Here is an 18,776-nt window from a genome sequence, read left to right as displayed (position 1 = left end):
GGCGCGGCCGGGCGGCGTCTGCCGGTCGGTGGTCGCATCCCGCCGGTCGGTGTCGCGCTCGTCGCGCCAGACCCCGGCAGCTATTCCCGGTCGGACGCAAGAGGTGTGACCAGATGAGCGACGACGGCATCCTCGGGTCGCTATCCGCCGTGGGGCTGCTGAGCCTCTGTTGTATCGGATTCGGCGGGCTGGCGGGCGGGGCGGTGCTGGTCGGCGGCTCCGCGTCGGTGAGCGCGTACACGACCGGGGCGTCGAGCGTGCGCGGCGCGCTGATCTCCGGGGCCGTCACCTTCGGGACCGTCCTCCTCGCCGCCGCGGTGATCCGCTGGCGGCTGAATCGGTGAACGCGCAGCGGTACGGCGGCCGAGGGTGCCGACTACTCGCGCCCGTGCGTCTCGATGTTCTCCCAGACGATAGCCATCAGCTCGCCGGTCTTCGCCACGAGGTCCTCAACGGCGTCCTCGTCGCAGTCGGCGGCCGACGCGCAGCCGAGGTCGCGGATCGCCTTCGTCGCCGAGACGTGGTGGACGTGGACGCGGTCGTCCCCGGCGCGCTCGTACACGACGGTGGTACAGGGTAACATTCCGGCGAGCGTGGGGTCGATCCGCAGCGCGTCGTACGCGATTTCGGGGTGACAGACGACGATCAGGGCGGTCCGCTCGACGTCGTCGTGGCCGAGCATTCCCTCGATCATCTCGTCGAGCCGCGTGACGCGCACCGTCTCGAAGTCGGCGAGCTCGTGTTCGAGCTGGACGAACGGCACCGCGTCCTCGAAGGGGAGGTCGACGGTCGTGTGGAGCGCCTCGTCGGCGGTCGGCGCGGGGAGTGCGGCGTCGCTCATGCGAACCCGTCGCACCCCACCCGATAAAAAGCCGTCTCGCCGTTCAACACCTGCCGCTATCTCCAACGCGCCGCCGCCCCGCCGAGACGGACTTATCCGACGCCCGCCCGTTGCCGGGGTATGATCGAGTTCGCTCGGGCGGCCTACGACGACGTGGTCCGGCACGCCCGCGCCGGCGGCGCCGAGGAGGTCTGCGGCGTGCTGGCCGGGGCTCGCCGCGACGGCGACGAGGCAAGCGTCGTCGCGCGCGCTCACCGGGCCGAGAACGTCGCCGACGCGCCCGAAACCCGGTACCGGATCGACCCGGAAGCGCAGCTCGAACTGTTCGAGGCGATCGAGGCCGAGGGCCGGGACGTGGTCGGCTTCTACCACTCGCACCCGGCGGGGCCGGCGCGCCCGAGCGAGACGGACGCCGAGCGGGCGACGTGGCCCGGCTACTCCTACGTCATCTGCGCGCTGGACGGCCACCCGTTCGTCGGCTCGTGGCGTTGGCGCGGCGACGAAGGGGGGTTCGAGCGGGAGACGGTCGGGGTGCGGAGCGAGCGCTGAGGCTCGGTCACCGCGGTCCGCGGACGCGTCGGTTGCCCCCACGTCGGGACGGCCGGCGGGACTTTATCCGACGAGACCGAGGACGGCACATGACCGACGATCGCTGTCGCGGGCGACGCGCCGGGACTCGCGGAGAAGGGGCGGCCGCGGGCCCGGAGCGAGACGGCCCCCGGTCCGCCGAGGCCGACCCCCGCTCGTCGAAGGGGGCCGCGCTCGCGAACGAGGACCGGGAGAACCCGTTCGCCGGCGGCGTCGACCGCCGCCGGCTGCTCCGCGCGTCGGGCGGGGTCGGCGCCGCGGCGGCGCTCGCCGGCTGTTCGGGCGACGGACGCGGGGGCGGCGAAGCGCTCCCAACGGTGTTCGCGTTCAACACCGGCAACCGGACGGTGAGCGTCATCGACCCCGAGCGCGACGAGGCGGTCGCGACCGCGTTCCTCGACACCACGGCCTCGTTCCCGGCCAACCAGTACTCGACCGGAGCGGACGGCGCGTACGACGTGCTGTGGCTCAACGTCGCCGGCGGGGTCCGCGCGTTCGACCAGGGAACGCTGGCGGAGCTCGCGTTCGTCGAGACGGGCTTCGGGCCGAACTACCCGAACGTGACCCCGGACGGCGACCACCTGCTGGTCGCGTCCGGCGGTACGACCGGACTCGATCCGGACCCGGACGACCCGGAGGACCACGCGATCTTCCGCGTCGACGCCGACCGCGAGAGCGACAGCTTCGGGGAGGTGACCGGCGAGATGCGGACCGGCTACGTCGGCCCCTGCGACGCGACGCTCGGACCGGAGGGCGAGTACTGCTTCGTCGCCGACATCGCCGACGAGGCGATCCGCGTGGTGCGCGTCGACCCCTTCGAGACGGTCGCGCGCGTCGACGCGGGGGAGCCGGTCACCGACGGGAACGTCCTCCCGTTCATGTGTACCGCGACGTTCGACGGGCGGTACCTCCTCGTCGAGAACGGCGAGGGGACCCTCGGAAGCGACCCCGCGGTCCCGCGCGAGGGCTCCGAGAGCGTCTGGGACATTTCCGACCCCGAAAGCCCCGAAGAGGTGGCGAAGGTCACCCGCGACGACGGGCTGCCGGGCGCACCGATCACGAGCGAGGTCGACCCGGACAGCGAGGCGGCGTACCTCCTCATCCCGAGCGAGGGCGTCGGCGTGATCGACTTGGAGACGTTCGCGTACGAGACGACCATCGACGTCGGCGGGAGCGCCATCGCCGCCGCGTGGGGACCCGACCGCGAGAAGCTGTACGTGCCGGTCCAAGACGCGAACCACGTCGCCGTGGTGGAACACGCCTCGCGGTCGGTGGTCGCGACCGTCGAGGCCGGCGCGGCGCCGACGGGAGCGGCGGCGGGAACCGTCAGGCCGTCGGGGAGCGCCGTCGGCGACGTCCGGGCCACGCTCGCCTCGCTGGGGCTGCCGCTCGGCGACATGGAGGCGACGTTCTGTATGGACGACCACTGCTACTGCGGCTGATCGTCAGGGGCGAGCCGCGCGCCGTCGACCGAGACGGGGTGCTACGCGAGGAGTGAGCGAAACGGAAAGAGGAGTGCTCCGGCTGGGATTCGAACCCAGGTCATCACCGTGAGAGGGTGATATGATTGGCCGGACTACACCACCAGAGCGCAATCAACGGTAGGAAAGGAGATTGTAAAACAGTTCCGTTTCGACGCCGCCGTGCCCCGGTTTGTCGTGCCGAGCGGGCCGGTAACGGGCGGCCCCGGATCGGTCGACGGAGGGGCTGACCCGGCAGTCGGGCGATGTCAGACGCCGACCGCGAACGGGTCCTCACCCGCGTCGAAATTGCCCGCCGCAGCGCCGATCGCTGCGAAGAGGTCGGCGACGCCGTCGAGGTCGTCGGTGTCGATCACCTCGACCGGGGTGTGCATGTACCGGTTCGGGATCGAGACGTTGAGCGCCGGCACGCCGCCGCGGACCGTGTAGAACGCGTCCGCGTCGGTGCCGGTGCGGGTGCCGGCCGCCTGAAGTTGGACGTCGACGTCGGCCTCGTCGGCGGCGTCGCGCGCGAGGTCGACGAGGACCGGGTGGTTCGCGCTGCCGCGGCCGATCACCGGGCCGGCGCCGAGTTCGACCGGGCCGCGCCGCTCGCGGTCGACATCCGGGTTGTCGGTGGCGTGGGTGACGTCGACCGCGACGAACGCGTCGACGTCGTCGAGGTCGACACCGACCATCCGCGCGCCCTGAAGCCCGACCTCCTCTTGGACGGTCGAGACCGCGTAGACGGTGGCGTCGACGTCGGCCGCGGCGGCGCGGCGGAGCCCCTCCGCGGCCGCCCACGCGCCGGCCCGGTTGTCGACGCCGCGGGCGGCGATCCGGTCCCCGACGAGGTCGCGGAGCCCGGTCGAGAACGTGACCGGGTCGCCCACCTCGACGTGTTCGCGGGCCTCCTCGGCGTCCTCGGCGCCGATGTCGACGAACTGGGCCGCGACGTCCTCGTACTCGTCGTCACCCCCGTCGCGGAGGTGAATCGCCGTCTGCCCGATCACGCCCTGGACCGGCTCCTCGGCGTGGATCGTGACGTGCTGGCCCTTCGAGACGGTGCGGTCGGAGCCACCGATCCGCCCGATCCGGAGGAAGCCGTCGTCGAGCACGTCGCGGACGATGAACCCGATCTCGTCGGCGTGGCCGGTGACGGCGACCGTCGGCGCGTCGGGGTCGCCCTCGTGGACCGCGACGGCGTTGCCGTACGCGTCGGTGTCGACCCGGTCCGCGAACGCGCGGACGTAGTCGGTCCAGACGCGCTGGGCGGCCGTCTCGAAGCCCGAGGGGCTCGGCGTCGCGAGGAGGTCGTCGAGGAACGCTCTGCGCTCGTCGTCCATGCTCCGTGGCTGTGGGGCGGCCGGCAAGAAAACGTCGGAGTCGGCCGCGGTCGCGCGACACAGTGGGCGACACAAGCGCTTTGAGTCGGCCGCCCGTCCGATCCGCATGGACATCCTCCGAAGCGTCCGGACCGTCGCCGAGGCCGAGGGGCCGGGCGTCGTCGACTGGGACCGGGCCGCGGCGGCCGCGAAGGACGCCACGGACCCCGGATCGATCGCGCTCTCCGACGCGGAGCGCGCGGGGTACGCCGCCGACGTCCGCGACGCGCGTTCGCGGCTGGCAGAGGTGGCAGGGATCGAGTTCGACGTGCCCGACACCATCGAGGTACAGAACCGCCATCACTGGATCGACGCGAGCGTCGGCACCTTCCGACGCGTGATGGACCCGATCGAGGCGGCCGCGGCGGACCTCGACGGGCCGGACGGGACGTTCGACGCGACGCCGGCGCGGCGCGGTCCCGCGTTCGCACAGGACCTCTCGCGGGTCGCCAACACGGGCTCGATGGCGTTCGCGCTGGGCTTCCTCGCGCGGAACGTCCTCGGCCAGTACGACCCGCTCCTCCTCGCCGACGAACCGGACGCCGACCACGGGCTCTACTTCGTCCACCCGAACATCGTCGCGGTCGCGAACGCGCTCGACGTCGACTACCCCCGGTTCCGCCGGTGGATCGCGTTCCACGAGGTGACCCACGCCGCCGAGTTCGGCGCGGCCCCGTGGCTGCCGGAGTACCTCGAATCCCGCGTCGAGCGCGGAATCGAGGGGATGGTGGGCGGCGCGGGCGGCGTCGAGGGGATGACCGGGCGCGGGCTCGATCCGGACGCGTTCGCGGAGCTTCAGACCGCGATGACGGCGGTCGAGGGGTACGCCGAGGTGCTGATGGACCGCGCGTTCGACGGCGAGTACGCGGACCTCAGGGCGAAGCTCGACGATCGCCGCGGCGGTGGCGGCCCCGTCCGCCGGCTCGCGCAGCGCCTGCTCGGGCTGGGGCTCAAGCGCCGACAGTACGAGCGCGGCGCCGCCTTCTTCCGGCACGTCGCCGACGAGCGCGGCATCGAGGCCGCGCGGGCGGTCTGGGAGCGCGCAGAGAACCTGCCGACCGCCGCGGAGATCGACGACCCGGACGCGTGGATCCGCCGCGTCGATCCCTGAAACCGACTTCCGGCTACTCCAGTTCGAGGTCGCGCTCGCGGCGCCGCTCGTCGCGATCGGAGTCGACCCGGTCGAACCGCTCGTCGAGGTCCTCGGTCGCCAGCAGGCGGTCGAGCTTCCGCTCGAACTCCGCCTCGTCTATCTCGCCGCTCGCGTACCGCTCGCGCAGGGCTGCGACCGGTCGTTCGGCGGTCGTACCGCTCTCGGTCGACGGGTCGGGCTCGTCGGCCGCGACGAGCGGGAAGTCCTCGTCGAGCACCAACACCAGCGGGATCAGGATGAAGAACCCGGTGATGAACGTGGCGGGGATCAGCGGCCCCAGCACGGACGGGAGGAGGACCGCGAGGAGCGACGTGAGGCCGAACGAGAGGATCGCGATGAGTCCGATGAGTCGCTTCTTCTCGAAGGTAGGGAGGGCCATACGCGGATGCTGTCGTCGGGACAACAAAAACGTACTGCCGCGGTCGGTCGGTTCCCGGCCGCGACCGACGGCTATTCCTCGCGGGCGTACTCACGGCGACACGTGCTCAGGTACGTGACGACGAACCCGGGGAAGGTGCGCGAGGCGGAGCGGTACCTCCCGGACGGCTCGGTGGAGCGGCTCGACTTCGACTACGCGGAGGTCCAGGCCGACGAACTCGGTCCGATCGCGGCGCGGGGGGCCCGCGAAGCGTACCGCCACGCGGACGCGCCGGTCCTCGTCGACGACGCGGGGCTGTTCGTCGAGGGGCTCGACGGCTTCCCGGGCCCGTACTCCTCGTACGTCGAGGACACCCTCGGTGTCGACCGCGTCCACGACATCGCGGCCGACCTCGACGACCGCCGCGCCGCCTTCCGGTGCGTCCTCGGCTACTGCGACGGCGAGGGGTTCGCCGCGAGCCCCGACCCGGTCGACCGGGGCGACCGCGACGCGGCCGCGGCGGCGGGACCGGAAGGCGGAGAAAATCTCGACGACGACGCGGACCCGCTCCCGGTCAAGCTGTTCGAGGGGTACGTGCCGGGCCGGATCGTCGCGCCGCGGGGCGACGGCGGGTTCGGCTACGACCCGATCTTCGAACACGACGGCGAGACGTTCGCGGAGATGGACACCGACCGGAAGAACGCGGTGTCGCACCGCGGCCGGGCCCTGGAGAAGTTCGCGGAGTGGTACGCGGACCGGTAGGCGGGCGAGGTTCCGAGGTCGAGAGAGGACTCAGGCCTCGGCCGCGATAGCGTCGGTGAGGAGGTCGCAGCCGAGGTCGATCTCGCGTTCGGTGACGTCGAGCGGCGGGAGAATCCGGACGACCTCGTGGCCGCACGCGAGCGTGAGGAGACCGCGGTCGAACGCGTTCTCGACGACAGCGTCTCGGCGCTCCGTCGTGTCGAACTCGACGGCGAGCAGCAGCCCCTTCCCGCGGACGTCCGCGACGGGGTCGAGGTCGGCGTCGCGCATCGTCTCCTTGAACTGCCGGCCGCGGACGACGGCGTTGTCAATCAGGTCCGCCTCCTCGATAGCGTCGAGCGTGAGCGCGCCCTGCGCCGAGGCGATCAGGTCGCCGGCGCCCCACGTCGAGGAGAGGCGGCCGGTCTCCTCGGGGAACACGTCGCTTCGCGAGACGGTCGCGCCCACGCGGAGCCCCTTCCCGCTCGTGATCACGTCCGGCTCGTACGCGTAGTGGTCGGAGCCCCACATCTCGCCGGTCCGCCCGACGCCGGTCTGGATCTCGTCGGCTATCAGCGTGACGTCGTGTTCGTCGGCGAGCGCCGCGATCTCGTCGGTGAACGCCTCCGAGGGGAACCGGTAGCCGCCCTCGCCCTGAATCGGTTCCATGATCAGGTAGGCCACGTCGTCCGGGTGGACGTTGCCGCGCTTCGGGTCGAGCTTCTTCCGGAGCCGAGAGACGCCGTCGGCGAAGAAGCCGCAGGAACAGGTCTCCGGCGAGCAGGTGCGGTCGTCGCAGAACGGCACCTCGGTCACGCCGCTGATCTCCGGGAATTTGCGGCGGTAGACGGACTTCGAGCGGTTGAGCGAGAGCGCGCCCAGCGTCCGCCCGTGGAACGCGCCGTCGAAGGTGATCGCGTACTTGGCGCCGTCGGAGGCGTCGTAGGCGATCTTGATTGCGTTCTCGACCGCCTCGGCGCCGGAGTTCGAGAGGAAGACGGTGTCCATGTCGTAGTGGCTCGTCAGGTCGGTCAGGCGGTCCATGAGCCCCGAGGAACCCGGGATCCCGTCGTCCGGCGAGGGGCCCCCGGCGGCGTAGAAGTCCTGCCCGGCGATCTTGAGCGGGTCGACGAGGTCGAACTCGTCGAGCCGGTCCATGATCAGCGGGTTGTTGTACCCGAGCGGCGCGGCGGCGACGTGGCTGGTGAAGTCCATGAGGACGTTGCCGTCGACGTCGGTACAGAACGGGCCCTCGGCGGGGGCGGTGCGGTCCCAGACGAACTCGTAGACGTAGGTGCTGGGCGCGGCCGACTCGTGGTGGTACTCGACCCACTCGCGAGCGCGTTCGCCCGGCAGGTCGTCGACCGCAGGCACGGCGGTGTCGCGATCCATGCGTCGGGGTGGCACGCGGACGAAATAAATCCGGGGCGGACGCAAAAACGTTGGAGAATTCTCCAACTGTCGTTCGCCCGACGGCGTCCGCCACGCCGACCGGGCTCGGCGGCGCGGCGGCGCGGCGGCTGAGATCGGTTCGGACACGCCGTCGATCGTTGTATGGTACCTACCATCAAGATACGTCAGATTTTTATAGAATCGCAACCCTATGTTTAGATGAGTTCGAGGTGGTCAGCAATGCCCATGCTCGAGCCAGCGAACGCGTGGACGCAGGGACTCGACTTCCCGAGCAGACTGTTCGAATCCGGTAGTAACGACTACGAACTGTACGAGGAGGACGGCGAGTTCGTCCTGTCGGTCGAGCTTCCGGGGTTCGACCCGTCGGAGATCACCGCCTCGTGGAACGACGGCGTGCTCAACGTCGCCGGCGAACACGAGGACGAGAGCCGCGGAACGCGGCGCACGTACCACCGACGGTTCCGCTTCCCGAAGGCGATCGACGAGGACGGCATCGAGGCCACGTACCGGAACGGCATCCTGAGCGTCCGGCTTCCGGTGACGGTCGAGAACGCCGTCAGCGGCACGGAGATCGAGATCGAGAGCTGACGCCGACGCGCTCGGTCTGAGACCCCCGCGGTCTCCGGACCGCCGTCACGACCGACCGGCCCCGGGCCGGTCGCGTCGACCCCGCACGCCTTTTACTTCCGCGCGCGACGGACGACGCATGAACCGCGACGAGTTCGCCGCCAGCATCGACCACACCGTCCTCGGTCCGGAGACGACCTGGGACGACGTGCGGACCGTCCTCGACGAGGCCGCGACCCACGGGATGAACGCGTGCATCCCGCCGTGTTACGTCGCCGAGGCGGCCGAGTACGACGCCGAGCCCGAGGCGATCGCCACCGTGGTCGGCTTCCCCCACGGGCAGCACGACCCCGCGGTCAAGCGCGACGAGGCGGTCGCGGCGTGGGAGGACGGGGCGGACGAGATCGACCTCGTGATCAACGTCGGTCGGCTGAAGGCCGGCGACGACGGCGCGGTCGCGGACGAGCTCGCCGACGTCGTCGCGGCCGTGCCCGTCCCGGTGAAGGTGATAATCGAGACCGCCCTTCTCGACGACGCCGAGAAGCGCCGCGCGTGCGAGGCCGCGGTCGCCGCCGACGCCGAGATGGTGAAGACGTCGACGGGCTTCGCCGACGGCGGGGCGACCGTCCCCGACGTGGAGCTGATGAGCGAGTACCTGCCCGTGAAGGCCTCCGGCGGCGTCGGCTCCTACGACGAGGCGACGGCCATGCTCGACGCGGGCGCGGTGCGGATCGGGGCGTCGTCCGGCGTCGCCATCGTCGAGGGACACCCGGGAAGCGAAGAGTAGACGCCCGCGTCGGAGGAGAGCCAGAAAGGGAGGCTACTCGTCCGCCGACGAGGACCGCCCGTCGCCGTCGGCGGCGAGCCCGTCACCGGAGAGCGACTCGTCGGCGTCGCCGGCGGTCTCGCCTTCTATGTCGGTCCTCTCGTTGCCGCCGACCGCCTCGTCGCCCTCGGCCGCACCGACGCCGTCGGACTCCGCGGCCTCGATCTCCTCGGGGTCCACGTCGACCTCGAAGGCCGAGACCGACTCGGAGAGCGACTCGGCCTGCCCGCGGAGCCGGTCGGCGTTCTCCGCGATGGTGGCGACGGTCGCGGTCTGCTCCTCGGCGGCCGCGGACACCTGCTCGGAGCCGGCGGCGACCTCCCCGCTCACCTCGGCGACGTCCTCGACGCCCTCGACCGCGCGCTGGGTCGACCGGGCCTGGTCCTCGGCCGCCTCGCTGATCTCCTGGACGCCGTGGTTCGTCTCCTCGACGGCGTCGACGACCGCTTCGAGCGACGACGAGGCCTCGCGGACGGTGTCCGCCCCCTCGTCGATCCGCTCGTTCGTCTCGCGGATGTCCGCGACGGTCGCGTCGGTCTCGTCGCGGACCGTCGCGATCTGCGACTCGATCTCGGCGGCGGCCTCCTGTGTCTCCTCCGCGAGGTCTTTCACCTCGTTCGCGACGACCGCGAACCCCTCGCCGGCCTCGCCGGCCCGGGCGGCCTCGATCGAGGCGTTGAGCGCGAGGATGTTCGTCTGCTCGGCCACGTCGGTGATGAACTCGACCACCTCGTCGATCTCGTCCATCCGGTCGTCGAGCGACTCCATCTGCTCGACCGCGGCCGCGGAGCGCGCCTCGATGGCGTCCATCTCGTCGAGCGCCTCCGTGGCGGCCTCGCGGCCGGTCTCGCCCCGCTCTGAGGCGGCCTGAGCGGTCTCCGCGACGGACGCGGCGGACGAGGCGACCTCCTCGATGCTCGCGGAGAGGTCGCTCATCTCGTCGCTCACCTCGTCGAGCCGCTCGTCCTGACTGATCGCGCCGTCCGCGATCTCCTGAATCTGCTCGCTGACGGTCCCGCTCGCGGTCTCGACCTCGTCGGCACCGGCCGCGAGGTCCGCGCTCGCCGAGTCGACCTCGCCGGCGAAGGCGGCGACCCGCGCGGTGGTCCGCTCCAGCTGGGCCACCATGTCGTTGAACTCTTCGGCGATCTCGCGCATCGCCTCGCGGTCCGCGTCCGGGTCCATCCGGCGCGTGAGGTCGCCGTCGGCGACCGCGCCCATCACCTCGCTGTAGTCGGCGGCGCGCGCCGCCATGTCCCGGGTGACGGCCTCGGCCTCCTCGCGGGCCACCTCGGCCTCGTCGGCGGCGGTCTCCGCCTCGGCGATCCGGTTCCGGAGCGCGTCCCGCATCTCGCCGAAGCTCGTGAACAGGCGACCGATCTCGTCGATCCGCCCGGTCGACAGGTCGACGTCGAGGTCGCCCGACTCGATCCGCTCGGCGCGGTTGCGGAGCCGCGAGAGGGGGAGCACCGTGCGGGTGCCGAGCACCGCGCCCACGACGCCCAGCGACGCGAGCGTGAGGAGGATGAGGAGCAGCACGGAGTTCCCCACGTCGTTGCGGACGGCGAACGCCGTCGACTGGTCGACGCTCGTGACCGCCACCCAGTCGGTCTCGGGGACGGCGGCGTACGCGTGGACCTGCCCATCGCCGATCTGGGTCGTAGTCGTGGCGTTGCCCTCGCGGATCATCTCGATCCCGCCGGCGTGTGCCGCCTCATCGACCGTGCCGTCGATGTCGAGGACGGTCTGTCCGGCGGCGTTGAGGATCATCGTCTCCTCGCCGGTGTCGCTGTTCTGGATGCGTTCGAGCTGCGGCTGGATCCGGGTGACCACGACGAGGTACCGGCCGTCGGCCCGGGGGACCGAGCTGGCGAACGCCATCACCGGCCGGTCGTTGAGCACGGGGGACCGGTACGAGCGGTCCGACCGCCAGACGCGGTCGTCCTCGCCGACCCCCTCGGGGACGTCCGCGTCGCTCCACGGGGCGTCGAGGTCGCTCGGCGCGCGCCCCTCCAAGGGGCGTTCCGTGCTGGCGACGACCCGGTCTTGGCTCGCGTCGACGAGGTGGATGCTGACGATGTCCTCGGAGAGGAGCTGGTCTTTCAACAGCACGTACGCCGGCGCGCGCCGGTCGGAGCGGAGCGCGTCGGCCGCCGACATCGACCGGGTCTGCGTGGTCATCCGCTCGGTCCACGAGCCGATCGCGTCGGCCTGGAGGCCGCCGGTCTCCGCCAGCTGCGTCGTCGCGTCCGACTCCACGGTCTGTTCGGTCTGGAGGTAGGTGAACGCGCCCCCGGCGACGACGACGGCCGCGACCACGAGGAACGCCAGCGCGAACTTCGCGGCGTAGCGGCGGCGCACCGCGTTCGGGAGGAGCCGCCCGACGGCGCGCACCAGGCGCTGGAACGAGTCGGGGGCCATCAGTTCACCGCCTCCGGGTCCGTGGGGACCGACAGGTCGCCGTCGATGATCCGCTCACCGGACTCGTCGAGCGCGGCGCGCACGTCGTCGGGGATCACCGGGCCGAGCGACGTGCCGTAGACGAGCGCGACGCCGTCCTCGGCGAGCCCGAGGGCCGTCGTGGAGCCGGTGTCGAGGTCGTCGTCGATCGTGTCTTCGACGGCGTCGTACACCGCGGTGCCGACCCGCTTCACCATCGAGGCCAGGATCACGTCCGCGTACCGCGGGTTGCTGCGCGACTGGTCGGAGTCGACGCCGATCGCGTACCGGCCGTACTCCTGAGCCGCCTGGAACACGCCGAGCCCGCTCCCGCCGGCCGCGTGGTACACCACGTCGGCCCCCTGTTCGAACATCTCCGCGGCGGCGGCGTACCCGCCCTCGGGGTCGTCGAACGCGCCGAGGTAGGTGGACAGCACCGAGACGTCGGCGGTCGCGTGGGCGACGCCGGCGCGGTAGCCGGCCTCGAGCTTGCGGACGAGCGGCGAGTCGACGCCACCGACGTAGCCGACGGTCCGCTCGTCGGGGACGGTCGCCCCGGCGCCGACGGACAGGTCGCGGTCGGTGACCAGCCCGGCGAGGTGGCCGGCCTGGAACGACCCCTCCTGCCCGCGGAACACGTAGCTCGCCACGTTGTCGCTGTCGACGGCGGAGTCGACGATGGCGTACTGCTGGTCGGGGTGCTCGCCCGCGACGGTCGAGAGCCCGTCCGCCTGGAGGAACCCGATACAGCAGATCAGGTCGTACGCGGGGTCGCTCGACGCCGAGAGGGCGGCCTGTGTGGCCTCGAAGTCCGGAACCGAGGTCGGCTCCTCGTTCGCGAACGCCACGTCGTAATCGAGGCGAGCGCGCTGGATGCCCCTGTTCGCCGCGTCGTTGAACGACCGGTCGTCGAGGCCGCCGAGCGCGTAGATCATCCCGACCGTCGCGCTGGCGTCGTCCGCGTTACTGATCGCGCCGGTCTCGTCGTCGGCCGCCTCGTCGTCGCCGGCGTCCATCGCCGCCGTCCCGCTCGGATCCGTTCCCAGACACCCCGCGACGGCGGCCGCCGTGCCCGAGCCGAGGGCGACGGCGAACCGGCGTCGTGAGGGCGTAACACGACTATCTTTGGTCATCGATCTGGGTTCGGCGAGAGCGTGGCAAAACCCCTACGGAGAAATTATCACTACTAATAGTAAATAGTGCGACAGAGCCCCACACACGGTCGCGCCGTTCCACGACTCTGGGAATCCCACTGCCCGGATTTATACGCAGAGCTCGTAGACGGGGGTATGAGCCACCAACAGGGATCGTCTCGGTTCGACCTCGACGCGGCGTTCAAGGCGTTCGGCGCCGTCGGAATCGCCATCTCCGTCGCGCTCATCCTCGCCGTGTTCGCGCTGACCGACCCGTTCGGCGACTACGTCACCGCGTCGCCCGCCGTCTTCGGCACCCTGCTCTCCGCCGCGCTCGTCGCCGCCGTCGGCTACACGACGTACGCGCTCCGCCGGCGCTGAGCGGGCGCGAGCCGCCGCCGACCGACCGCACCGCCGGGAGACATAAGCCGCTCGCGGGCGGACGGATTCGTATGCCCGACGACCCGAGCGACGCGGCGGTGGAGCGCTTCCTCGACCGAGCCGAGAGCGCGCTCGACAGCTACGATCAGGGGTACGCCGACGCGGACGCGACGCTGGCGACGCTCCGTACCCACGTCGACGAGCTGTCGGCGAGCGTCGAGGAGTCCGCCGCGGCGGACTCCGACGACCGTTCCGACGACGAGGATCCTGACGCGTGAGAGCGAGCCCGTGAGGAGCCGGACGCGAAGCGGGAGGCGCCCGGCTACGGGTGCGCGCCGATCAGCTCCCTGACGCGACCCACGTACTCCGCGAAGGCGGCGTCGCCGCGCTCGCGCGGGCGCTCGACGTCGACGTCGACGACCTCCCGGACTCGCCCGGGCTCCGCGGCCATCACCACGATCCGGTCGGCGAGCGTCACTGCCTCCGCCACGTCGTGCGTGACGAAGAGGACCGTCTTGCCCGTCGAGGCCCACACGTCGAGCAGCTCCCGCTGGAGCATCTCGCGGGTCTGCGCGTCCACCGCGCCGAACGGCTCGTCCATCAGCAGCAGGTCCGGGTCGACCGCGAGCGCCCGCGCGATCGCGACCCGCTGTTTCATCCCGCCCGATAGCGACTTCGGGTAGGCGTCCCGGAACTCCGCCAGCCCGACGAGGTCCAGCATCTCGTCGACTCGCCGGTCGCATTCGGCGGCCGGCCGGTCGCTCCGTTCGAGCCCGAACCCGACGTTCTCCTCGACGGTCAGCCACGGGAACAGGTGGTACTCCTGGAACACGACGCCCATGTCCGTCGTCGGGGCCGTGACCTCGGTGCCGTCGAGCAGGACCCGGCCGTCGGTCGCCTCGGTCAGCCCGGCCACGACCCGGAACAGCGTCGTCTTCCCGCAGCCGGACGGGCCGACGAGACAGACGAACTCGCCGTCCGCGACCGAGAAGGACACGTCGTCGAGCGCGCGCACCGGGTCGCCGTCGCCGTCGGCCGCGTACGTCTTCCCGACGCCGTCGAGGGCGACGCTCGCCGCGGCGGGAGGGCGGGTCGCGTCGGACTCACCGGCGATCCCGTCGTCGCCCGCAGTCCCGTCGTCGTCCGCAGTCTCGTCGTCGCCGGTGGCCCCGTCGTCGTTCACGCCCGCCACGCCAACACCCTCCGTTCGACCGCGCGGAACGCGACGTCGACGAGCAGGAACATCAGGCTCAACACGAGGATGTACGCGATCGACCGGTCGACGCGCAGGTTGTTGCTGGCGCGGATGATCTCGCGGCCGACCCCGGGGACGCCGAAGATCTCCGAGGCGACGACGAGCATCCAACACCGTCCCAGTCCGGTCCGGATCCCGGTCATGATTCCCGGCATCGAGGCCGGCAACACGATCGACCGGACGGCGTCGAGGTCGCCGCGGACTCCGAGGGTCCGGCCCACGTCGAGGAGGTCCTCGGAGACCCCCTCGACCGCGCCGTACGCCGCGTAGAAGTTGATCCAGAACGCGCCGACGGCGATGATGAACGCCGCGCCGGCGTCGTTGATCCCGAACCACGCGATCGCGAAGCCGATCAGTGCGAGCGGCGGGACGGGGCGCAGAGTCCGGACGAGCGGCGCGGTCAGGTCGTCCAGCAGCCGGCTCCAAGCGAACGCGACCCCGGCCGCGACGCCGAGTCCGGTCCCGACGACGGTTCCCGGGATCCAGTGGCGGACGCTCTGCGAGAGCGCCGCGGTCATGTCGCCCGACGCGAGCTCGCCGGCGAACGCCTCGCCGACGGCGATCGGCGAGGGGAGGACGAACGGGTCCTGCGTGAGCGAGACGGCGTGCCAGACGAGGAGGAACGCCGCGACGCCGGCCGCCCCGCGACGCAGGCGACGGCGGTCGCCGAGGCCGACGCTCGCGACCCCCCCGTCGCCGCCGACTCCCGGTCCGGTTTCGGTCGCCATCAGAGCGAGTCGTACACCCCGAGGTCGAATATCGCGTCGGTCGAGAGCTGCTCGTCGATCTGGCCGTTCCCGGTCGCGAACTCGGAGAACACCTGCGTCGCCTCCGTGATCTCGTTGGGGTCGGTGATGAAGTTCGACAGCGGCGAGTCGAGCGCCTTCCGCGCCCGGTCGGCCGGCATCCCGATCCCCTCCTCGACGTGGCCCGCGGTCGCGTCGGGGTTCGCGTCGATGAACTCGGTGGCCCGGACGTGCTGTTCGAGGAACTGCGCGGCGAGCGGGGAGTCCCGGACCTCATCGCTCATCAGGGTGACCGCGGCGGGCTGGCCGGGGAGGACGTCGGCCGCGGTCCGCAGCATCGTCACCGATGACTCCTCCGCCTGGGCGATCGTCGGCACCGGCTCCATGATCGAGGTGCCGTCGATCTCGTCGTTGGCGATCGCCTGCCAGACCGAGCTCGCGCCGCTGATCTCGAGGATCTCCACGCTGTCGTTCGCGGCGGGGTCGACGCCCACGTCGCGGAGCCAGTAGCGGAGCAGCACGTCGGGGACGCTCCCCTGCGGGAACGTGCCGAAGGTGAACGGCTCGCCCCGCGCTTCGGCCCACGTCGCGAACGCGTCGGCGCCCTCCTGCTCGAACGTCTCGTGGAACGAGGACTCGGCCATGATCCCCATCGGCTCCCGGATGTTGGCGGCGGTCACCTGCGCGGCGATGCCGCGGTCGATCGCGATCATCGCGGGGACGATCCCGAACATCGCGACGTCGATGTCGCTGCCGCCGAGCGCCTGGACGATGTCGGGGCCGTTGCCGAACTCCTGGCCGGTGACCTCGGCGTCGATCTCGGAGAAGTACCCCTCGCCCTCCATCACGTACCACTGGAGGTCGGGGTAGATCGGCATATGCGCGACCGTCAGTTCGTCGAGGCCGCCGTCGGAGCCGCCCATACAGCCCGCGAGTCCGACCGTCGCAGTTCCGCCGGCCGCGGCGAGGAACGACCGCCGCGACGCTGTCCGCGTTGGTTCGTACATACCGGTCAAAGCGGTCCCGCGGGCAACACCCTCGCGCCACCAGCAACCGAAGCGTGTTCCGGTGACGCAGCCGAGAACCCGGATCACTCGATTTAGCGGTTCAGAGCGTTTCTAGGACGGATAACCGAATCGAGATTCGTCACCGAATGACGCAAATATTGCTGCCGCGGTCCGCCGAGTCGTTCCGGCGGGCGATCACGACCGCGGGGTCACGGCTGCTCCGTCACGTCCTCGTCGAAGAGTCCGAGATCTTCGGCGACGAGGTCGGCGAGGCGGTCTTTGATCGCCGGGTCGACCTCCGCGACCGCCTCGCCGTCGTGCTTCTGGGCGTTGTGTATCTCGAGCGCGTCCGCGAGGTCGTCGAGCGGCACGCGGGTCTCCGTCTCGCACTCGTCGCAGACGATCGGGACGGACGGCTCGTCGGTGGACATTGCCCGAACGATCGCCCGTGTCGGATAAATGCCTTCGGGGGTCCGCCCGGGACCGATCGACTCCGACGGGGCGGGGTTCAGTCCATCCTCTTCCGACGCGCCGAACCGCCACCGTCTATTGACCCCGTGGCCAACTGCCGGGCATGCACGTTCTCGTGACGGGGGCGGCGGGCGGGATCGGCGGAGGCGTCGCGCGCTCGCTCGCGGCCGCCGGTCACGACGTCCTCGGGGTCGACCGCGACGCGGCGGGGCTCTCGGCCCTCCCAGACGCGGTCGAGACCGCGGTCGTGGACCTCCGAGACGAGGCGGCCGTCCGCGACCTGCTCGCGGACCGGCCGCTCGACGCGGTGGTCTCCTGCGTCGGGGGCTACGAGATCACGGCGGTCGAGGACACCTCGGCGGCGGCGTTCCGGCGGCAGTTGGAGACGAACCTGACCGCGGTCCACACGACCGTCTCCGCGGCGCTCCCGACGCTGCGCGAGCGCGGCGGCCGGGTCGTGATCGTCGGCTCGATGGTCGGGTCGGTGGCGCTGCCGTACCACGGCGCGTACAGCGCCGCGAAGGCGGGGCTCGACGGCTACGTCGACGCGCTCCGCCGCGAGGTCGCGCCGCGCGGAGTCGACGTGGCGCTGGTCGAACCCGGACCGGTTCCGACCGGGTTCAACGAGCGGGCCGCCGCGGCGGTCGCGGAGGCGAACGAGGAGGGAGCGAGCGGCGAACGCGCGAGCGGTGAGGGGCCCTACGCCGACGCCTACCGCGCGTTCGAGGGGTACTCGCCGGCCGCGACCGACGTCGAGACGGTCTTCGAGCGCGTGGCGACCGCGACGACCGCCGATCGACCGCGGACGCGCTACCGCGTGAGCCGCCGGGCGCGGTGGCTCCCGCGGCTCGCGCGCGTCCTTCCGGACCGGCTGTACGACCGACTCGTCCGGGCGGGGCTCCCCGGTGGGATCCTGTGGCGGCTGCTCCACCGGTGAGTCGCGCGTCAGTCGGCGGCGGCGCCGGCGAGGAGGGCGCGTCGCGCGTCAGTCGTCGGCGGCGCCGGACGAGGACTCCTCCGCGTCGTCCCGCACCTCCGCGTCGGACGAGTCCGGTTCGGTCCCGTTCGCCTCGAGCCCGTCCGCCTCGGGTCCGTCCGTTTCGTCCGTCCGGGCGTAGAACTCCTCGGGGGAAGCGTCGATCCGCTCGAACTCGCCGAAGTCGCGCTCGTGGTGGCGGATCATCTGTTCGACGATCCACGCGCTGTACCGCTCCGAGTACCCCCAGTCGGCCTCGGCGTCGTCCACTTCGAAGCGGTCGTCGGTCGCGAGCGCGGCGTACAGGTGGTAGAAGCCGAGGACGACGTCGCCGAAGTCTCGCGCCTCTCCGCCGATTTCGCGGCGCTTCTCGGCGAGTTCCTCGCGGCCGGGGTCGGTGAGCGCGAAGTACTTCCGGTCCGGCTCGTCGTCGCGTTCGACGCGCTCGGCGACGCCCTCCTCCTCGAACTTGTAGAGGATCGGGTAGACGGAGCCGTAGGAGGGCTCCCAGTGGCCGCCGCTGATCTCCGTGATCTCGCCGAGCAGCTCGTAGCCGTACCGGGGACGCTCGTCGAGCAGCTCCAACACGAGATACGAGATCAGTCCTTTGGGCGGGCCGCTTTTCCGCATCGTTTCCGCATCTCAGGGTCGCGTCGAAAGGGTTTCGGTCACGGCGATGAGGGTCGCGGTCGGTGCGATCGACAGCACAGTCGGTGCGGATGGCGCGTGCCTGCGAGCGGCGCGGAGCGCCGCGAGACAGGACCGCGAGGTCGCCGGCGCTACGCGCCGGCTGCCAGAGGGACCTTCGGTCCCTCGCTGGAGTCGCTGGCCCCGAAGCGAAGCGGAGGGTGCCAGCGACGAGGCTGGGGGGCGTGAGGCGCGGGGCGGTGCTGTGCGGGGTGGGACTCGAAGGGGCAGTCGCGAGGCGGGCGGAGGGGTTCACGAGAGCATAGTGCCTAGTAGAAGTTATGAAGGTAGAGTTTGATGTGTAGCTATGTCTGGGGATCGCCGTAAAGAGATCGTCCGTCACCTCAGC

Annotated in this window: 21 protein-coding genes and 1 tRNA gene; 10 read left to right on the top strand and 12 right to left on the bottom strand. The window is 71.4% G+C overall.

Annotation, left to right across the window (positions count from 1 at the left end; all coding sequences use genetic code 11):
- Positions 1–113 precede the first annotated feature (113 nt).
- Complete coding sequence (locus C463_RS04665) at positions 114–344, top strand: hypothetical protein (RefSeq protein WP_008441518.1); 231 nt, start codon at positions 114–116, stop codon at positions 342–344.
- 32 nt (positions 345–376) lie between these two features.
- Here the strand turns inward: C463_RS04665 and C463_RS04660 are convergent, their stop codons facing one another.
- Complete coding sequence (locus tag C463_RS04660; RefSeq protein ID WP_008441517.1) at positions 377–841, bottom strand: DUF302 domain-containing protein; 465 nt, start codon at positions 839–841, stop codon at positions 377–379.
- A 120-nt stretch (positions 842–961) separates the two neighbouring features.
- On the opposite strand from C463_RS04660, the gene C463_RS04655 reads away from it, so the two are divergent.
- Both C463_RS04655 and C463_RS04650 read left to right on the top strand, forming a co-directional pair.
- Positions 962–1,390: a desampylase gene (locus C463_RS04655; RefSeq protein ID WP_008441516.1), complete on the top strand. Its 429-nt coding sequence runs from the start codon at positions 962–964 to the stop codon at positions 1,388–1,390.
- 89 nt (positions 1,391–1,479) lie between these two features.
- Positions 1,480–2,871 carry a YncE family protein gene (locus C463_RS04650; protein ID WP_008441515.1) on the top strand — a complete coding sequence of 464 codons (1,392 nt, stop codon included), beginning with the start codon at positions 1,480–1,482 and terminating at the stop codon, positions 2,869–2,871.
- 74 nt (positions 2,872–2,945) lie between these two features.
- Here the strand turns inward: C463_RS04650 and C463_RS04645 are convergent.
- Both C463_RS04645 and C463_RS04640 read right to left on the bottom strand, forming a co-directional pair.
- A tRNA-Glu gene (locus tag C463_RS04645) sits at positions 2,946–3,020 on the bottom strand.
- A 138-nt stretch (positions 3,021–3,158) separates the two neighbouring features.
- Positions 3,159–4,235 (bottom strand): M20/M25/M40 family metallo-hydrolase, encoded by a 1,077-nt coding sequence (locus C463_RS04640; RefSeq protein ID WP_008441514.1) that lies wholly within the window; start codon positions 4,233–4,235, stop codon positions 3,159–3,161.
- Positions 4,236–4,341: 106 nt separating this feature from the next.
- Here C463_RS04640 and C463_RS04635 point away from each other — a divergent pair, with 106 nt between their 5' ends.
- Positions 4,342–5,385 (top strand): zinc-dependent metalloprotease, encoded by a 1,044-nt coding sequence (locus tag C463_RS04635; protein ID WP_008441513.1) that lies wholly within the window; start codon positions 4,342–4,344, stop codon positions 5,383–5,385.
- A gap of 13 nt (positions 5,386–5,398) precedes the next feature.
- Here the strand turns inward: C463_RS04635 and C463_RS04630 are convergent, their stop codons facing one another.
- The gene (locus C463_RS04630; RefSeq protein WP_008441512.1) at positions 5,399–5,806 is read right to left on the bottom strand and encodes an SHOCT domain-containing protein; all 408 of its coding nucleotides are present in this window, start codon (positions 5,804–5,806) and stop codon (positions 5,399–5,401) included.
- Positions 5,807–5,908: 102 nt separating this feature from the next.
- On the opposite strand from C463_RS04630, the gene C463_RS04625 reads away from it, so the two are divergent.
- Positions 5,909–6,547, top strand: a complete 639-nt coding sequence (locus C463_RS04625; protein WP_049905533.1) for a non-canonical purine NTP pyrophosphatase — start codon at positions 5,909–5,911, stop codon at positions 6,545–6,547.
- Between the two features lie 30 nt (positions 6,548–6,577).
- Here the strand turns inward: C463_RS04625 and C463_RS04620 are convergent, their stop codons facing one another.
- Positions 6,578–7,918 carry an aminotransferase class III-fold pyridoxal phosphate-dependent enzyme gene (locus C463_RS04620; protein WP_008441510.1) on the bottom strand — a complete coding sequence of 447 codons (1,341 nt, stop codon included), beginning with the start codon at positions 7,916–7,918 and terminating at the stop codon, positions 6,578–6,580.
- Positions 7,919–8,164: 246 nt separating this feature from the next.
- On the opposite strand from C463_RS04620, the gene C463_RS04615 reads away from it, so the two are divergent.
- A complete protein-coding gene (locus C463_RS04615; RefSeq protein ID WP_008441498.1) occupies positions 8,165–8,527 on the top strand; it encodes an Hsp20/alpha crystallin family protein in 363 nt (120 codons plus the stop codon).
- Positions 8,528–8,645: 118 nt separating this feature from the next.
- The gene (gene deoC / locus C463_RS04610) at positions 8,646–9,293 is read left to right on the top strand and encodes a deoxyribose-phosphate aldolase (protein WP_008441497.1); all 648 of its coding nucleotides are present in this window, start codon (positions 8,646–8,648) and stop codon (positions 9,291–9,293) included.
- Between the two features lie 33 nt (positions 9,294–9,326).
- Here the strand turns inward: deoC and C463_RS04605 are convergent, their stop codons facing one another.
- Both C463_RS04605 and C463_RS04600 read right to left on the bottom strand, forming a co-directional pair.
- On the bottom strand, positions 9,327–11,753 hold the full coding sequence (locus C463_RS04605; protein WP_008441496.1) for a methyl-accepting chemotaxis protein: 2,427 nt from the start codon (positions 11,751–11,753) through the stop codon (positions 9,327–9,329).
- Positions 11,753–12,904, bottom strand: coding sequence for a BMP family lipoprotein (locus C463_RS04600; RefSeq protein ID WP_049905529.1), 1,152 nt, complete (start codon positions 12,902–12,904; stop codon positions 11,753–11,755). Before C463_RS04600 ends, C463_RS04605 begins: the two co-directional genes overlap by 1 nt.
- A 156-nt stretch (positions 12,905–13,060) precedes the next feature.
- Here C463_RS04600 and C463_RS04595 point away from each other — a divergent pair, with 156 nt between their 5' ends.
- Complete coding sequence (locus C463_RS04595) at positions 13,061–13,285, top strand: hypothetical protein (protein WP_008441494.1); 225 nt, start codon at positions 13,061–13,063, stop codon at positions 13,283–13,285.
- A gap of 71 nt (positions 13,286–13,356) precedes the next feature.
- Positions 13,357–13,563 carry a hypothetical protein gene (locus C463_RS04590; RefSeq protein WP_008441493.1) on the top strand — a complete coding sequence of 69 codons (207 nt, stop codon included), beginning with the start codon at positions 13,357–13,359 and terminating at the stop codon, positions 13,561–13,563.
- A gap of 44 nt (positions 13,564–13,607) precedes the next feature.
- On the opposite strand, the gene C463_RS04585 is transcribed toward C463_RS04590, so the two are convergent.
- The 4 genes from C463_RS04585 to C463_RS04570 form a co-directional block, all read right to left on the bottom strand.
- Positions 13,608–14,477 carry an ABC transporter ATP-binding protein gene (locus tag C463_RS04585; RefSeq protein WP_008441492.1) on the bottom strand — a complete coding sequence of 290 codons (870 nt, stop codon included), beginning with the start codon at positions 14,475–14,477 and terminating at the stop codon, positions 13,608–13,610.
- Positions 14,465–15,268 carry an ABC transporter permease gene (locus C463_RS04580; protein WP_008441491.1) on the bottom strand — a complete coding sequence of 268 codons (804 nt, stop codon included), beginning with the start codon at positions 15,266–15,268 and terminating at the stop codon, positions 14,465–14,467. The genes C463_RS04585 and C463_RS04580 overlap by 13 nt, the downstream gene beginning before the upstream one ends.
- Positions 15,268–16,293, bottom strand: a complete 1,026-nt coding sequence (locus C463_RS04575; RefSeq protein ID WP_008441490.1) for an ABC transporter substrate-binding protein — start codon at positions 16,291–16,293, stop codon at positions 15,268–15,270. The genes C463_RS04580 and C463_RS04575 overlap by 1 nt, the downstream gene beginning before the upstream one ends.
- A gap of 209 nt (positions 16,294–16,502) precedes the next feature.
- Positions 16,503–16,724, bottom strand: coding sequence for a hypothetical protein (locus tag C463_RS04570; protein ID WP_008441489.1), 222 nt, complete (start codon positions 16,722–16,724; stop codon positions 16,503–16,505).
- 143 nt (positions 16,725–16,867) lie between these two features.
- Between C463_RS04570 and C463_RS04565 the strand changes: the two genes are divergently transcribed.
- Complete coding sequence (locus C463_RS04565) at positions 16,868–17,701, top strand: SDR family NAD(P)-dependent oxidoreductase (protein ID WP_008441487.1); 834 nt, start codon at positions 16,868–16,870, stop codon at positions 17,699–17,701.
- A gap of 48 nt (positions 17,702–17,749) precedes the next feature.
- Here the strand turns inward: C463_RS04565 and C463_RS04560 are convergent, their stop codons facing one another.
- Positions 17,750–18,370 carry a PadR family transcriptional regulator gene (locus C463_RS04560; RefSeq protein WP_008441483.1) on the bottom strand — a complete coding sequence of 207 codons (621 nt, stop codon included), beginning with the start codon at positions 18,368–18,370 and terminating at the stop codon, positions 17,750–17,752.
- Positions 18,371–18,776 lie beyond the last annotated feature (406 nt).

The organism is Halorubrum californiense DSM 19288 (assembly GCF_000336875.1).
Classification (GTDB): Archaea; Halobacteriota; Halobacteria; order Halobacteriales; family Haloferacaceae; genus Halorubrum; species Halorubrum californiense.
The sequence above is the reverse complement of the archived record's forward strand: the minus strand, read 5'-3'. Positions and strand labels throughout refer to the sequence as shown.

Excerpts from the sequence above, each read along its gene's own strand:
- C463_RS04635 (WP_008441513.1), top strand. The coding sequence starts at position 4,342 with ATGGACATCCTCCGAAGCGTCCGGACCGTCGCCGAGGCCGAGGGGCCG.
- C463_RS04570 (WP_008441489.1), bottom strand. The coding sequence starts at position 16,724 with ATGTCCACCGACGAGCCGTCCGTCCCGATCGTCTGCGACGAGTGCGAG.
- C463_RS04580 (WP_008441491.1), bottom strand. The coding sequence starts at position 15,268 with ATGGCGACCGAAACCGGACCGGGAGTCGGCGGCGACGGGGGGGTCGCG.
- C463_RS04605 (WP_008441496.1), bottom strand. The coding sequence starts at position 11,753 with ATGGCCCCCGACTCGTTCCAGCGCCTGGTGCGCGCCGTCGGGCGGCTC.
- C463_RS04665 (WP_008441518.1), top strand. The coding sequence starts at position 114 with ATGAGCGACGACGGCATCCTCGGGTCGCTATCCGCCGTGGGGCTGCTG.
- C463_RS04575 (WP_008441490.1), bottom strand. The coding sequence starts at position 16,293 with ATGTACGAACCAACGCGGACAGCGTCGCGGCGGTCGTTCCTCGCCGCG.
- C463_RS04620 (WP_008441510.1), bottom strand. The coding sequence starts at position 7,918 with ATGGATCGCGACACCGCCGTGCCTGCGGTCGACGACCTGCCGGGCGAA.
- C463_RS04560 (WP_008441483.1), bottom strand. The coding sequence starts at position 18,370 with ATGCGGAAAAGCGGCCCGCCCAAAGGACTGATCTCGTATCTCGTGTTG.
- C463_RS04595 (WP_008441494.1), top strand. The coding sequence starts at position 13,061 with ATGAGCCACCAACAGGGATCGTCTCGGTTCGACCTCGACGCGGCGTTC.
- C463_RS04630 (WP_008441512.1), bottom strand. The coding sequence starts at position 5,806 with ATGGCCCTCCCTACCTTCGAGAAGAAGCGACTCATCGGACTCATCGCG.
- C463_RS04590 (WP_008441493.1), top strand. The coding sequence starts at position 13,357 with ATGCCCGACGACCCGAGCGACGCGGCGGTGGAGCGCTTCCTCGACCGA.
- C463_RS04565 (WP_008441487.1), top strand. The coding sequence starts at position 16,868 with ATGCACGTTCTCGTGACGGGGGCGGCGGGCGGGATCGGCGGAGGCGTC.
- C463_RS04600 (WP_049905529.1), bottom strand. The coding sequence starts at position 12,904 with ATGACCAAAGATAGTCGTGTTACGCCCTCACGACGCCGGTTCGCCGTC.
- C463_RS04660 (WP_008441517.1), bottom strand. The coding sequence starts at position 841 with ATGAGCGACGCCGCACTCCCCGCGCCGACCGCCGACGAGGCGCTCCAC.
- deoC (WP_008441497.1), top strand. The coding sequence starts at position 8,646 with ATGAACCGCGACGAGTTCGCCGCCAGCATCGACCACACCGTCCTCGGT.
- C463_RS04615 (WP_008441498.1), top strand. The coding sequence starts at position 8,165 with ATGCTCGAGCCAGCGAACGCGTGGACGCAGGGACTCGACTTCCCGAGC.
- C463_RS04655 (WP_008441516.1), top strand. The coding sequence starts at position 962 with ATGATCGAGTTCGCTCGGGCGGCCTACGACGACGTGGTCCGGCACGCC.
- C463_RS04640 (WP_008441514.1), bottom strand. The coding sequence starts at position 4,235 with ATGGACGACGAGCGCAGAGCGTTCCTCGACGACCTCCTCGCGACGCCG.
- C463_RS04650 (WP_008441515.1), top strand. The coding sequence starts at position 1,480 with ATGACCGACGATCGCTGTCGCGGGCGACGCGCCGGGACTCGCGGAGAA.